The sequence below is a fragment of the Nocardioides sp. NPDC059952 genome, assembly GCF_042730435.1.
In the GTDB taxonomy this organism is placed as follows: domain Bacteria; phylum Actinomycetota; class Actinomycetes; order Propionibacteriales; family Nocardioidaceae; genus Nocardioides.
This window is the reverse complement of record NZ_JBHWLY010000008.1, coordinates 23,995-36,753: the sequence shown is the minus strand read 5'-3', so window position 1 is coordinate 36,753 and position 12,759 is coordinate 23,995. Positions and strand designations below refer to the sequence as shown.

The 12,759-nt window shown below is 72.8% G+C and carries 12 protein-coding genes; 4 read left to right on the top strand and 8 right to left on the bottom strand.

Features of this window, described 5'->3' with window-relative positions; all coding sequences use genetic code 11:
- Position 1: 1 nt before the first annotated feature.
- Genes ACFV9G_RS05690 through ACFV9G_RS05665 form a run of 6 tightly spaced genes read right to left on the bottom strand, consistent with a single transcriptional unit; the run spans position 2 to position 6,304 of the window.
- A complete protein-coding gene (locus ACFV9G_RS05690; RefSeq protein WP_378725671.1) occupies positions 2-1,162 on the bottom strand; it encodes an acyl-CoA dehydrogenase family protein in 1,161 nt (386 codons plus the stop codon).
- Positions 1,159-1,992 (bottom strand): HpcH/HpaI aldolase/citrate lyase family protein, encoded by an 834-nt coding sequence (locus ACFV9G_RS05685; RefSeq protein WP_378725669.1) that lies wholly within the window; start codon positions 1,990-1,992, stop codon positions 1,159-1,161. The genes ACFV9G_RS05690 and ACFV9G_RS05685 overlap by 4 nt, the downstream gene beginning before the upstream one ends.
- Positions 1,989-3,227 carry a CoA transferase gene (locus tag ACFV9G_RS05680; protein ID WP_378725667.1) on the bottom strand — a complete coding sequence of 413 codons (1,239 nt, stop codon included), beginning with the start codon at positions 3,225-3,227 and terminating at the stop codon, positions 1,989-1,991. Before ACFV9G_RS05680 ends, ACFV9G_RS05685 begins: the two co-directional genes overlap by 4 nt.
- Positions 3,214-4,593, bottom strand: coding sequence for an MFS transporter (locus ACFV9G_RS05675; RefSeq protein WP_378725665.1), 1,380 nt, complete (start codon positions 4,591-4,593; stop codon positions 3,214-3,216). The genes ACFV9G_RS05680 and ACFV9G_RS05675 overlap by 14 nt, the downstream gene beginning before the upstream one ends.
- Positions 4,590-5,369: a CoA-transferase subunit beta gene (locus tag ACFV9G_RS05670; protein ID WP_378725663.1), complete on the bottom strand. Its 780-nt coding sequence runs from the start codon at positions 5,367-5,369 to the stop codon at positions 4,590-4,592. The genes ACFV9G_RS05675 and ACFV9G_RS05670 overlap by 4 nt, the downstream gene beginning before the upstream one ends.
- A complete protein-coding gene (locus tag ACFV9G_RS05665) occupies positions 5,366-6,304 on the bottom strand; it encodes a CoA transferase subunit A (protein WP_378725661.1) in 939 nt (312 codons plus the stop codon). The genes ACFV9G_RS05670 and ACFV9G_RS05665 overlap by 4 nt, the downstream gene beginning before the upstream one ends.
- Before the next feature lie 163 nt (positions 6,305-6,467).
- Here ACFV9G_RS05665 and ACFV9G_RS05660 point away from each other — a divergent pair, with 163 nt between their 5' ends.
- Positions 6,468-7,394: an acyl-CoA thioesterase gene (locus ACFV9G_RS05660; RefSeq protein WP_378725659.1), complete on the top strand. Its 927-nt coding sequence runs from the start codon at positions 6,468-6,470 to the stop codon at positions 7,392-7,394.
- 7 nt (positions 7,395-7,401) lie between these two features.
- On the opposite strand, the gene ACFV9G_RS05655 is transcribed toward ACFV9G_RS05660, so the two are convergent.
- Positions 7,402-8,319, bottom strand: coding sequence for a LysR family transcriptional regulator (locus ACFV9G_RS05655; protein WP_378725657.1), 918 nt, complete (start codon positions 8,317-8,319; stop codon positions 7,402-7,404).
- Positions 8,320-8,403: 84 nt separating this feature from the next.
- On the opposite strand from ACFV9G_RS05655, the gene ACFV9G_RS05650 reads away from it, so the two are divergent.
- From ACFV9G_RS05650 to ACFV9G_RS05640, 3 genes are read left to right on the top strand one after another with little or no spacing between them, the layout of a single operon-like run.
- Positions 8,404-9,624, top strand: coding sequence for a CaiB/BaiF CoA transferase family protein (locus ACFV9G_RS05650; RefSeq protein ID WP_378725655.1), 1,221 nt, complete (start codon positions 8,404-8,406; stop codon positions 9,622-9,624).
- A gap of 47 nt (positions 9,625-9,671) precedes the next feature.
- On the top strand, positions 9,672-10,820 hold the full coding sequence (locus ACFV9G_RS05645; RefSeq protein ID WP_378725653.1) for an acyl-CoA dehydrogenase family protein: 1,149 nt from the start codon (positions 9,672-9,674) through the stop codon (positions 10,818-10,820).
- Entirely contained in the window at positions 10,817-11,596 is a 780-nt protein-coding gene (locus ACFV9G_RS05640) for an enoyl-CoA hydratase/isomerase family protein (protein ID WP_378725651.1), read from the top strand. Before ACFV9G_RS05645 ends, ACFV9G_RS05640 begins: the two co-directional genes overlap by 4 nt.
- Here the strand turns inward: ACFV9G_RS05640 and ACFV9G_RS05635 are convergent.
- Positions 11,583-12,734 (bottom strand): glycosyltransferase, encoded by a 1,152-nt coding sequence (locus ACFV9G_RS05635; RefSeq protein WP_378725649.1) that lies wholly within the window; start codon positions 12,732-12,734, stop codon positions 11,583-11,585. The two genes, ACFV9G_RS05640 and ACFV9G_RS05635, sit on opposite strands and share 14 nt — an antisense overlap.
- Positions 12,735-12,759: the final 25 nt, after the last annotated feature.

The window sequence follows — 12,759 nt, the reverse complement described above, 5'->3', positions numbered from 1 at the left end:
GTCAGTTCTTTCCCTTCTGGTTGCGTGCCACCAGCTGGGCGGCGATCACGTTGCGCTGGATCTCGTTGGTGCCCTCGCCGACGATCATCAGCGGGGCGTCGCGGAAGTAGCGCTCCACGTCGTACTCCTTGGAGTAGCCGTAGCCGCCGTGCACCCGCACCGCGTCGAGGGCGACCTGCATGGCCGCCTCCGAGGCGAAGAGCTTGGCCATCCCGGCCTCCATGTCGGCGCGGTCGCCGGCGTCGAGGCGCTCGGCGGCGTCGAGGGTCATCAGCCGGGCCGCGCGCATCTTGGTGCCCATCTCGGCGAGCAGGTTGCCGACCGACTGGTGCTTCCAGATCGGCTTGCCGAAGCTCGCCCGGGTCTGGGCGTAGGAGAGCGCGTCGTCGAGCGCGGCCTGGCCGACGCCGACGGCGCGGGCCGCGACCTGGATCCGGCCGACCTCGAGGCCGCGCATCATGTGGCCCCAGCCGAGGTGGGGCGTGCCGCCGAGGACGGCGGTCGCCGGGACGCGCATCTTGTCGAAGGTGAGCTCGCAGGCCTCGACGCCGCGGTAGCCGAGCTTGGGGATCTTGCCCGAGACGGTGAGCCCGTCGCCGGGCTCGACCAGCACCACGCTCATGCCCTGGTGCGCGGGCTTCGCCGAGCGGTCGGTGATGCAGAGCAGCCCGATCAGGCCGGCGTGCTGGGCGTTGGAGATCCAGGTCTTGGAGCCGGTGATGACCAGGTCGTCGCCGTCGGCGTCGGCGAACGTACGCATTCCCTGCAGGTCGCTGCCGCCGGACGGCTCGGTCAGGGCCATCGTGGCGCGCAGGCTGCCGTCGGCCATCCGGGGCAGGTAGGCCTCCTGCTGCTCCGTGGTGCCGAAGTGGCGGACCAGGTAGCTGATCACCGAGTGGCCGCCGATCGCGCCGGCCAGGCTCATCCAGCCACGGGCGAGCTCCTCGGTCACCCGCGCGAAGCAGGCCGTGCTCACGTCGACGCCGCCGTGCTCGGCGGGCACCAGGAGACCGAAGAAGCCGAGCTTCTTCATCTCCTCGATGAGCTCTTCGGGATAGATGTCGTCCGCCTCGAACTCGCGCACCCGGGGGCGTACGCGCTCGTCGACGAAGTCGGCGACGAGCCGGACCATGTCCTGCTCGTCAGGTGTCAGGCTGCTCATCTGGCTGCTCCTGGGGTGGGTCGGTTGAGGGAGACGATGCGGCGGGCGCGGGCGACGACGGGGGCGTCGACCATCCGGCCGTCGACGAGGGCGACGCCGTCCTCGGTCGCGGCGGCCAGGACGCGCTCGGCCCAGGCGACCTCGTCGGGTGTGGGCGCCAGGGCCGCGGCGGCCGGGGCCACCTGGCCGGGGTGGATGCAGAGCTTGCCGGCGAACCCGAGGGCGGCCGCCGCGGTGACGTCGGCGGTCAGCCGCCCGTGGTCGCGTACGTCACCGGTGACGCCGTCGATCGGTCCGGCCAGGCCGCCGATCGCGGAGGCGAGCACCAGGTTGCCCCGCGCCGGCGCGAGGGCGGGTGCGTGGTCGGGATCGACGCCGAGCTCGGCGGCCAGGTCGAAGCTGCCGAAGGCGAGGCGTACGACGCCGGGGGAGGTGGCCAGGTCGATCGCCCGGGCGACGCCGAGCGCGGTCTCGACCAGCGCCACGACGGCGGAGCCGTCGGGCAGACTCGCCACGAGGGTCGCCACGGTCTCGGGGCTGTCGGCCTTCGGCAGCACCACGAGCGTCGGAGCGTCGAGCGCTGCCAACGCGGCGATGTCGGCGTCGTGCCAGGCGGAGCCGGCGGCGTTGACGCGCACGGCCACGATGACCTCGGCCCGGGGGAGCCAGTCGACGACGTGGCCGCGGGCCGCGTCCTTGGACGCCGGGGCGACCGCGTCCTCGAGATCGAGGACGACCACGTCGGGGCCGGCGGCGGCCGCCTTGGCGAACCGCTCCGGCCGGTCGCCGGGCACGAACAGCCAGGTGCGTGCGGTCTCTGCCGCGCTCATCGGGCGACCTCCTCGCGGGTGCCGATGACACCGCGACCGATCAGGTCGTCCAGCCTGTCGGTGGGCAGCCCGAGGACGCCGGCGAGCACGTCGCCGGTGTCCTGTCCGACGGCGGGCGCCGGCCGCGGCGCGCTCCGGTGGCCGTCGACGGTGACCGGCGCCCCCGGGGCGAGCAGGTCGCCGATGCCGGGCTGGGTGATCGTCGAGAACAGCGGATGCTCGCGCAGCAGCCGGGCGTCGTCGGCGGCGAGGTCGCGGAAGCTGCGATAGGGCGACCACAGGATCCGGGTCTCGGCGAGAGCCTTCGTGACGTACGCCGTGTCGTGCTGCTCGAACCAGGCGGCGACCAGGCCGCCGAGCACGGTGCGGTGCCGGAACCGCGCGCCCTCGTCGGAGAAGTCGGCGTCGAGCGCGCGGGCGAGCGCGGCCACCGCCTCGCCGAGGCCGGTGACGCCCAGCAGGTCCGACCACTGCCGCGGGGTGAGGGCCACCAGCATGAAGCGGTCGCCGTCCGCGGTCGTGAAGTCGCGGCCGAAGGTGCCGTAGACGTGGTTGCCGATCGAGCCGCGCTCGCCGGCCGGCCGCAGCTGCGCCTCGGCGAGGTAGCCGAGGTTGCCGGCGACCGCGAGGGCGACGTCCTCCAGCGCGACCCGCACCTCGGCGCCCTCGCCGGTGACCGTGCGCCGGCGCTCGGCGGCCAGCAGCCCGGTCGCGAGGTGGAGCCCGGCTGCGAGGTCCCAGGCCGGGACCACGCCGTTCACCGGTGCCGCATGCTCCTCCGGGCCGGTCACGAGCGGGAATCCGGTGCCGGCCTGGACGGTGTAGTCGACGGCGGTCCCGCCGTCGTGGCGGCCGGTGAGGAGCACGTGGATGACGTCGTCGCGGCGCGCGCGCAGCGCGGCGTACCCGAGCTCCGTCCAGCGCTCGGTGTTGGTGACCACGATGCCGCCCGACGGGCCGCCGGAGACGACCAGGTCCGAGACCAGCTGCCGCCCCTCGGGGCGGGTGCAGTCGACGGCGATGGCCTTCTTGCCGGGGTTGAGCCCGTTCCAGTAGAGGCTGGCGCCGTCGTCGCTGAGCGGCCAGCGGGATCGGTCCGGTGCACCCTCGAGCGGCTCGACGCGGATCACCTCGGCGCCGAGCTGAGCCAGCGTGGTGCCGCACAGCGGCGTGGCGACGAAGCTCGACACCTCGATGACGCGTAGGCCGGCGAGCGGGGGGTCAGCGATGCTCATGGAGCACCCTTTCTGTGGAGGGCTCGGAGGACGGGGCCGTGGGACCGGCCAGCGCCCAGGTCAGGGCGACCGCGGCGACCGGCACGCCGTAGACGAGCGAGAGATTTCCGGTCGGGTAGGCGATCGCGACCCAGGAGTAGCCGATCGCGAGGCCGGTGAAGCGGAGCATGTTGTGGAGCCCGAGCGCGACCCCGTCGGCGGCCGCCGGCGAGGTCATCAGGCCGAGGGCCGAGGTCGCCTGGACGACACCGATCGCGGCGCCGGTCAGCACGAGCGCGGCCACGGTGAGCCCGACGACCGTGCCGGACCCGGAGGCGGTCGCGGCCAGCGGCAGCGCGAGCAGGCCGAGCGCGAGCAGTACCAGCCCGCCGCGCAGGGTGCGCCGGGCGGTGAACCGTTCGGTGATCCGGGAGGAGAGCGGTGCGGCGAGCGTCATCGCCAGGGCCAGCGCGAGCATGGTGATGCCGATGTGTCCCGGTCCCAGGCCGAGGTCACGGCCCAGGTGCAGCGGAGTGGCGACGATCGCCACGCCGAGGCAGCCCATCACCGTGCCGGCGGCCATCGTGCTCGCGACGAACCTCCGCTCGGTGAGGAGGCCGGGTGGTACGAACGGCCCGGCGCTGGTCCGGCCGAGCTGCGCGTGGACGACCAGGGCGAGGGCCCCCACGGCCGCCAGCCCAACCGCCACCCGCACGTCACCGTGCTGTCCCAGCCAGCTGACCGCGCCGACGAGCGCGCCGACCCCGACCAGGAGCGTCGCCATGCCGCTGACGTGGAGCGGGGCGTACGAGGCGGGCACGTCGGGCACCACCGTCAGGCAGAGCACCAGCAGCACGGCGCTGAGCGAGGCATGGGTGAGGAACACCCACCGCCAGCCGAGCGTGTCGGCGACCAGGCCGCCCAGCGGTGGCCCGAGCGCCTGGCCGACGCCGATCGCGGCCGCCCAGGCGGCCATCACCCGCGCCCGGTCACCGGCCCAGTGCCGGCCGAGCACCTGCTGGATCGCGGGCGGAACCGCCGAGCAGGCGACTCCCTGCAGAGCACGCATCACGACCAGGAACCCGAGCCCCTGGCTGAACGCCGCGCCCGCCTGCGCGGCCACCATCAGCAGCAGCGACCCGGCCAGCACCCGCCGGGAGCCGAACCGCTGGCACATCCAGCCCGAGATCGGGGCGAAGACGACCATCGCCAGGGTGAAGGCGCTGACCGCGAAGACGATCCCGCGCGACGAGGCCCCGATCGCGTGGGCGATCACATTGATCGGCGCGCTGATGATCGTGCTCGACAGGGTGCCGAGCGTGGAGCACGCCAGCAGGGCGACGTACGCCGACCGGCGCGGCTCGAGCGGGACGGAGGACGTGCTCATCGGAGGTAGAGCCGCACCGTGTCGATCTCGTCGCGAAGCAGCCTGACCTCCTCGACGGTGGGCCGGTCGGTCTCGCGTACGTCCTCGGCGACCGGGATGTCCCACCCGGTCGCGGCGCGGACCTCGTCGACGGTGAGGCCGGGGTGGACCTCGCTGATCTCGAGCTCGCCGAGCTTGTCGGGGCGGCGCAGCACGGCCATCGGGGTGATCACGGTCGAGACCCCGTGGCCCGGAGGCACCATCCGCGGGTCCTCCTGATGTGCCCGCACCGGGCTGGGCGAGGTGCAGAAGTCGAGCTGCGCGGGAAGGGCGCCGGGGTCGTGGCGACGCAGCACGACGACGCACTCGCCGGCGTTCGGCATGATCTCGGCCGCGCCGCCTGCGCCGGGGAGTCGGACGGTGGGCTTGTCCCAGTCGCCGATGAAGCTGGTGTTGAGACTGCCCCAGCGGTCCACCTGGGCCGCGCCGAGGAAGCCGACGTCGACGTGGCCGCGCTGGAGCACGTAGCCGAACAGCGCGGGCATGCTCAGCACCGCCGCGGCTCCGGAGACCAGCACCGAGTCGGCGATGCCCTCCGCCAGTCCCTCCGGCTGCGCGCCGCAGATCCCCGACTCGTAGACCAGCTCGACGTCGGGGTTCACCGTGCGCCGGGCCAGGTCGACGGCGAGCGTCGGCAGCCCGACACCGGCGAAGACGCGGTGCTTGCCGACGAGCTGCCGGGCGGCGACTGCCGCGAGGAACTCGGTGCTGGACGGAGCCACATCCGAGAAGATCATGACGCCTCCTGGGCGACCCGGCGGCCGAAGTCGACGGGCTGCGAGAGGCGGGGAGCGACACCGAGCCCGGCCCAGCGCTCTGCGCCGAGCTTGTCGAGATACGCCTCCCGGTCGGGGACGCCGTGCACCCACTCCTCGAGCCAGCCGAGCACCGCCTCACGGTCGCGGCTGATCGGCGTCCACTCCCGGTAGAAGGCGTTGTCACGGTCGTAGTGGCCCTGCGTGTAGGACGGATGGGCGCCGCCGGGGCACTCCACCACCGCGGTGACCGCGTGCGAGGGCAGCACGGTGCGGTTCGGGTCGGAGCGGACCACGTCCTCCTCGACGATCTCCTCGACGGTCACGATCACGGTCTCGGCCGCGTACGCCGCCTCCTGCTGGGCCCCGACGATGCCCCACATCTGGATGTTGCCGGAGCGGTCGGCGCGCTGGGCGTGGAGGATCGTCACGTCCGGGCGCAGCGGTGGCACGACGTAGATGTCGGGTCCGCCGTAGGGATCGGCGACCTTGCGGATCAGCGGGTTGAGCTTCGGCAGATCGCTGCCGGCGTACGAGCGGAGCGGGAAGAACGGCAGCCCGGAGGCGCCGGCCTGGTAGCGGCAGACCATGCCGTAGTGGCTGTACTCCTCGACCTCGAGCGGCTTCGGGTCGGCGTTCTCCACCCGCCGCCGGACCTCGTGCAGGGAGCCCGCCGAGCCGCTGGCGAAGAACGAGGCCACCAGCTTCGAGACGCAGCCGGCGGCGATCATCTGGTCGGCCAGCAGGTCGGGGGTCATCCGGCAGAACGTCAGGTCCCGACGGCCCTGCCGGATGATCTCGTGGCCTGCGGCGAACGGGATCAGGTGACCGAAGCCCTCCAGCGCGAGCGTCATGCCGTCGCGTACGTGGGCGGCCACCGCCGAGGTGAGATCGGTGACCTTGTCGGGCGCGGCCATGGGTGCTCCTCAGGGGCGGGCAGGGGGTGGTCAGTGGTCCCAGCCTGCCGCCAGCCGCATGCCGAACTCCAATACTTCTTCCGCCGCTCACTGTTGACGGATACGTATGAATAGTTCGAGACAGATATCGAAAGTGATGACAAACGACGGCACAATGAGCCGCGTGGACCATGCCTCTCCTGCTGCTGACACCCGTGCCGCCGTGACCCTCGACGAGCTGCTCGACCTCCTCGACCTGAGCTGCGTCGACGAACCGACCGGGCGGGTCGGTCATTGGATCGGGCAGCCGCAGCAGCATCCCGCCGGCAGGCTCTTCGGTGGCCTCCTCCTGGCTCAGGCGCTGGTCGCCGCCGGCCGTGGGATCGGGGCCGACCAGCGGATCATCAGCCTGCAGGCCGACTTCATCGGTGGAGTGCCGACGGACCGGCCGCTGCACTGGGAGGTCACGGTCGTCTCGGACGCACCATCGCTGGCGACCCGGCGCAGCCGGCTGCTCGACGACGCGGGGGAGGAGCTCTTCGGCGCGGTCACGCGGTGGGCGACGGTCCGCGCCGATCTGCCCTCCTACAGCTCCCTCCGGCCAGCGCCCGCGCCCGACCCCGAGACGCTTCCCGACCACTCCGACAGGTTCGGCTCCGACGAGCGGATCCCGCCCTGGTGGCGACTCCGGCGACCGATCCACTTCCGGCACGCGGTGGCCCCGCCGTACGTCACCGTCGCCGAGCCCGCCGAGCCCGCCGAGCCCGCCGACCGGCAGACGACCTTCTTCCGAGCAACCGGCCCGCTGCCTGACGACGCGGTCCTCCGGGCGGCGCTGGTCGCCTACGTGAGCGACATGAGCATCCTCGAGGCGTCGTTCCTGGCGCTCGGGTCAGCACGGCACAAGCCAGGCGCCCGGATCCTCAGCCTGACCCATGCGCTGACGTTCCATGCCGCCTCCGACCTGACCGAGTGGCACCAGTTCGACTGCCGGGTGGAGTCGATCGCCCACGGGCGTGCCCACGGCGTCGGTGAGCTGTTCGACGCGGCCGGTCGCCATGTGGCCACCGCGTCGCAGGTCGGTCTGGTGAAGGTCTCGACCGACCGCTGACCCGGGCTCAGGCGGGCAGGTCGTTCGGCAGGTCCGGCGTCGGCAGCGCCTCCTCCGAGGCGCGCAGCACCGCGCGCAGCGCCGGGCTCCGGTCGTCCTGACGCCAGGCGATCTGCTGGAACGTGGGGCGGTCGCACTCGGTGATCCGGACCACCTCGATGCCGGTCTGCACGACGTTGGCCAGCGCGGTGTCGAGCGTGAACGTGACGCCGACCCCCGCCGCGACCAGCGCGACCGCGGTCCAGCTGTCCGGCGCGGTCTGCACGATGTTCGGTACGAAGCCGGCCTGGGAGGCCGTCTCGATGAAGGCGTCACGCACGCTGGAGCCCGGGTCGGCGGGCAGTGCGACGAACGGCTCGTCGCGGCACTCCGCCATGCTGACCTGCTCGCGGCCGGCCAGCCGGTGGCCGGCCGGAACGGCGAGCACGTAGTGCTCGACGGCGATCACGCGGTGCGCGAGCCCCTGGGGCTCGATCCGCCACCGGGCGATCGCCAGGTCGAGCTCGCCGTCCTGCAGCGAGCGCAGCGCCTCGTAGTTGTAGGTGGTGCTCTGCAGGATGAGCTCGATCCCGGGATGCTGCTCGCGCACGATCCGGCCGAGCTGTCCGACCAGCACGTGGGAGGAGGGGCCGGCGAACCCGATCCGGACCCGCCCGGTCTCGCCCCGGCCCGCCGAACGCACCGCCCGGCGCGCGGTGCGCATGCCCTCGAGCACCTCCTGGGCAGGTCGCACCAGGGCCTCGCCGGCCGACGTCAGCCGGACGCTCCGGGTGGTGCGGTCGAACAGCTGGGCGCCGAGATCGCGCTCGAGCTGCTTGATGGTGCGGCTCAGCGGGGGCTGGGCGATGTGCAACCGCTCGGCCGCCCGGCCGAAGTGGAGCTCCTCGGCGACGGCCAGGAACGCTTCGAGGTGGTGCAGGTCCATAGGGACAACTCTTGCATCATTGGGAACAATCAGCCAAGCATTAGGTATTGGACGAGCATAAGAAGTCGCGGGATGCTTTCTTCCATGACCACCGACCTGCTGCCGCTGGACGGCATCACCGTGGTCGCCCTCGAGCAGGCCGTCGCGGCCCCGCTCGCCACCCGCCACCTCGCGGACCTCGGTGCCCGCGTGATCAAGCTGGAGCGGGTGGGCGAGGGTGACTTCGCCCGCAACTACGACCACGCGGTGCACGGCCTCGCCTCGCACTTCGTCTGGCTCAATCGCGGAAAGGAGTCGGTGGCGCTCGACCTCAAGTCGCCCGACGGCGCCGAGCTCGCCCGCCGGCTGGTCGCGCGAGCCGACGTGTTCCTGCAGAACGCCGCGCCCGGCGCCGCCGAGCGGCTCGGGCTCGGCGCGGCGGAGCTCGCCGAACGGCACCCCCGGCTCGTCGTCGCCGGCATCTCGGGCTACGGCACCGGCGGCCCGCTGAGGGACCGGAAGGCGTACGACATGCTGATCCAGGCCGAGTCCGGGCTGATCTCGGTCACCGGCACCCCGGAGACGGCGACCAAGACCGGCGTCCCCAGCTCCGACATCGCCGCCGGGCTCTACACGAGCCAGGCGATCGTCGCGGCCCTGTTCCGCCGCGAGCGCACCGGAAAGGGCGGCATCGTCGACGTGTCGATGTTCGACGCGACCGTCGAGTGGCTCGGACACCCGATGTACATGCAGATGTACGGCGGCCGGCAGATCCCCCGGATGGGGCTCAGCCACGCCTCGATCGCACCGTACGACGCCTACCCGACCGCCGACGGGGAGATCCTGATCGGCGTCCAGAACGACCGCGGCTGGCGGGCGCTGGTGACCGACGTCTTCGAGCGGCCCGATCTCGTCGAGCATCCCCGGCTGGCGACCAACCCGCTGCGGGTCGAGCACCGCGAAGAGTGCGACGCGGTCGTCGCCGAGCACACCCGCGGCTTCACCACGGCCGACCTCGACGCCCGGCTCGCTGCCGCCGGGGTCCCGGCGGCCCAGATCAACGACATGTCCGGCCTGGTCGACCACCCGCAGCTCACCGGCCGCGACCGGTGGCGCGAGGTCGACACCCCCTCGGGGTCGGTCCGTGGCGTCCTGCCGCCGATGACGTTCCGTGACGTCGAGCTGCCGATGGGCGCGGTCCCCGAGCTCGGTGCCCACACCGATGCCGTGCTCACCGAGCTCGGCCTCGACGCCGGCAGCATCGACCGGCTGGCCGCCGGCGGCGTGGTCGGCCGGCCCAGTGACGTACCCGTCCCCACGCCCTGACCCGGCCCTGACCCGGCCCGAACCCCTCGCACGAAGGAGCAGCACCCATGGAGCCCGACGAGTTCACCTCGATCCTCGACGCCGTCCGCGCGTTCGTCCGCAAGGAGGTCGTCACGGCCGAGGACGAGATCGAGGAGACCGACCAGATCCCCGACCGGATCCGGCAGCAGGCCGCGGCCATGGGGCTGTTCGGCTACGCCATCCCCGAGGAGTACGGCGGTCTCGGCTTCACCATGTCCGAGGAGGTCCGGCTGGCGATGGAGCTCGGCTGGACCACCCCGTCGTTCCGCTCGATGTTCGGCACCAACAACGGGATCGCTGGCCAAGTGCTGGTCAACTGCGGCACCGAGCGGCAGAAGCAGCAGTACCTGCCCGGGCTGGCCAGCGGCGAGCTGGTCGCCTCCTTCGCGCTCACCGAGCCCGAGGCCGGCTCCGACCCGAGCGGCCTGCGCACCCGCGCGGTGCGCGAGGGCGACGAGTACGTCATCAGTGGGCAGAAGCGCTTCATCACCAACGCGATCTGGGCCGACCTGCTGATGGTCTTCGCCCGCACCGGCGATCACAGCGAGGGTGCGAAGAACATCTCCGTGTTCGTGGTGCCGACCGACACCCCCGGCGTCACCATCGGCCCGCGCGACCACAAGATGGGCCAGCGCGGTGCAGTGACCTCCGAGATCTTCTTCGACGGCGCCCGGGTGCCCGCCGCGAACCTGGTCGGCGAGGTCGAGGGCGAGGGCTTCTCCGCCGCGATGCGGTCGCTGGCCAAGGGCCGGCTGCACATCGCGGCGCTGACCGTCGGCCTGGCCGACCGGCTGATCGAGGAGAGCCTGCGCCACGCCACGACCAACGGCCAGGGCGGCCAGAAGTTGGCGGAGTTCCAGCTGATCCAGGCGATGCTCGCCGAGAGCCGGACCGAGGCGTACGCCGGTCGCGCGATGGTCCTCGAGGCCGCCCGCAGCTGGGACGACGGCAGCGACCGGCGTACGGCACCGTCGCTGTGCAAGCTGTTCTGCACCGAGGCGGTCGACCGGATCGCCGACCGGGCGGTCCAGATCCACGGCGGCCTCGGCTACATGCGCGAGGTGCCGGTCGAGCGGTTCTACCGCGACGCGCGGCTGTTCCGGCTCTACGAGGGCACCAGCGAGATCCAGAAGCTGATCATCGCCAAGCAGATGGTCAAGGAGTTCCAGGGATGAGCGAGCCTCGGCGCGCCGGCGCGGTCCGGGTCGAGGACCGTGGACACGTCCGGATCCTCACCCTCGACCGACCCGAGCGCCGCAACGCGCTCGACCTCGCCGACCGGCTGGACCTGCTCACCGCGCTCCGGGCCGCTGAGGTGGAGGCGCGTGCCGTCGTCCTGACCGGGGCGGGCTCGGTGTTCTCCGCGGGCGGCGACATCCGGTCGATGTCGCAGGACCGCGACGTCGCCCGGCAGCGACTGGAGGTCGTCAACGCCGTCGTCCGTCAGCTGGTCACCGGCGACCTGCCGATCGTCGCGGCGGTCGAGGGCGGCGCCTACGGCCTCGGCCTCGCCCTGGCTGCAGCCTGCGACCTGGTGGTCGCCGGCCGTTCGGCGACCTTCTCGACGTCCTTCGGGAAGATCGGGCTCGGCCCCGACACCGGTCTCGCCTACACGCTCCCGCGGCGCGTCGGGCAGGGGAGGGCGCGCGAGCTGCTCCTGACCGTACGCACCTTCGACGCGGTCGAGGCCGAGCGGATCGGAGCGGTCGAGGCCGTCGTCGAGGACGGCACGGCCCTCGACCACGCCGTCGAGCTGGCCTCGCGGCTGGCCGAGCTCTCCGCGCCGATGGTCACCGGCACCCGGCGCCTCCTCGACCAGACCGATCAGAGCCTCGACGGCGTACTCGCGGCCGAGGCCGACCTCCAGGTCGAGCTGCTGGCCGGCCGGCAGTTCGCCGAGGGCCGGGCGGCCTTCCTCGAGCGCCGCCGCCCCGACTTCATCGGCGCCTGAGCACCTGAGCGCCGGGCGCCGGGCCGGCGAGCAACAGCTCCGCGGCCCTCGCCGCTCCGTCGACCCTTGCCCCGGTGGCCATCGAGGTCGCCTGCGCGTGGACCTCGGGCTCGAGCGCGGCACCGAGCGCCGCGGTGAGCGACTCGACCGTAGGCGCGGCGCCGTCGTGGGCGACACCGAGGCCGAGCGCGGCCACCCGCCCGGCCCAGTAGACCTGGTCACCGGCTTGGGGGACGACCACCTGCGGGGCGCCGGCCCGATAGGCCGTGGTCGTCGTGCCCGCGCCGCCGTGGTGGACGACGGCGGCGACCCGGCCGAAGAGCCGCTGGTGGCTGACCTCGCCGACGACGAAGCAGTCGGCGCGACCGTCGATGACGTCCAGGCCCGCCCATCCGCGCCCGATGACCACCCGCCGACCATGGGCGCGGATGGCCTCGATCGCGACCCGTACGCTCTCCTCGCCGACGGTGCGCATGCTGCCGAAGCCGACGTAGACCGGCTCCGCTCCGCCGTCGAGGAAGCCCAGCAGATCGGCCGGGAGCGGGCGGTCGTCCTCGAGCATCCAGGCGCCGGTCTGAGCGACGTCGAGACGGGACTTCCCGTTCCACGGGCCGAGGGTCGGATCGGCCGCCAGGAGCGGGTGGGTGGTGAACATGAGCTCGCCGACATCGGTGACCGGCGAGAGCCCGATCGAAGCCCGGTGGGCGTCGAGAGGCTCCTTGAACAGCTCGGTGAAGCCGCGCCCGTCCAGGCCGTCGACGACGTCGGGGCAGAAGAGGACGTAGTGGTAGGGGATGCGCAGCTTCTCGGCGACCGAGGGTGCGACGAACTGCGACATCGCGGTGGCCACGACCACGTCGCAGCCCTCCGCGGCCCCGGCCACGGTGTCGTACTGCGCGGTGATGAAGTCGGTCACCCGCTGGTGGCGCTCCTCGGGCGTCGGCGGCCGCTCCCACGACCGCCAGGGCCTGAGGAACGGTACGTGCGGCACCCCCTCCCGCTCCAGCAGCTCGACGAACTCCTCGTCCGGCGGCGCGCACATCCGCACCTCCGCGCCCCTCCGCTGCAGCTGCACCGCGAGCGCCACCATCGGCTCGACGTCTCCCCGCGATCCGTACGTCGACAACAGCAGGCGCATCATGGCTCCGTTCCGTGGCTCCGAC

Excerpts from the sequence above, each read along its gene's own strand:
- ACFV9G_RS05690 (WP_378725671.1), bottom strand. The coding sequence starts at position 1,162 with ATGAGCAGCCTGACACCTGACGAGCAGGACATGGTCCGGCTCGTCGCC.
- ACFV9G_RS05685 (WP_378725669.1), bottom strand. The coding sequence starts at position 1,992 with ATGAGCGCGGCAGAGACCGCACGCACCTGGCTGTTCGTGCCCGGCGAC.
- ACFV9G_RS05680 (WP_378725667.1), bottom strand. The coding sequence starts at position 3,227 with ATGAGCATCGCTGACCCCCCGCTCGCCGGCCTACGCGTCATCGAGGTG.
- ACFV9G_RS05675 (WP_378725665.1), bottom strand. The coding sequence starts at position 4,593 with ATGAGCACGTCCTCCGTCCCGCTCGAGCCGCGCCGGTCGGCGTACGTC.
- ACFV9G_RS05670 (WP_378725663.1), bottom strand. The coding sequence starts at position 5,369 with ATGATCTTCTCGGATGTGGCTCCGTCCAGCACCGAGTTCCTCGCGGCA.
- ACFV9G_RS05665 (WP_378725661.1), bottom strand. The coding sequence starts at position 6,304 with ATGGCCGCGCCCGACAAGGTCACCGATCTCACCTCGGCGGTGGCCGCC.
- ACFV9G_RS05655 (WP_378725657.1), bottom strand. The coding sequence starts at position 8,319 with ATGGACCTGCACCACCTCGAAGCGTTCCTGGCCGTCGCCGAGGAGCTC.
- ACFV9G_RS05650 (WP_378725655.1), top strand. The coding sequence starts at position 8,404 with ATGACCACCGACCTGCTGCCGCTGGACGGCATCACCGTGGTCGCCCTC.
- ACFV9G_RS05645 (WP_378725653.1), top strand. The coding sequence starts at position 9,672 with ATGGAGCCCGACGAGTTCACCTCGATCCTCGACGCCGTCCGCGCGTTC.
- ACFV9G_RS05640 (WP_378725651.1), top strand. The coding sequence starts at position 10,817 with ATGAGCGAGCCTCGGCGCGCCGGCGCGGTCCGGGTCGAGGACCGTGGA.
- ACFV9G_RS05635 (WP_378725649.1), bottom strand. The coding sequence starts at position 12,734 with ATGCGCCTGCTGTTGTCGACGTACGGATCGCGGGGAGACGTCGAGCCG.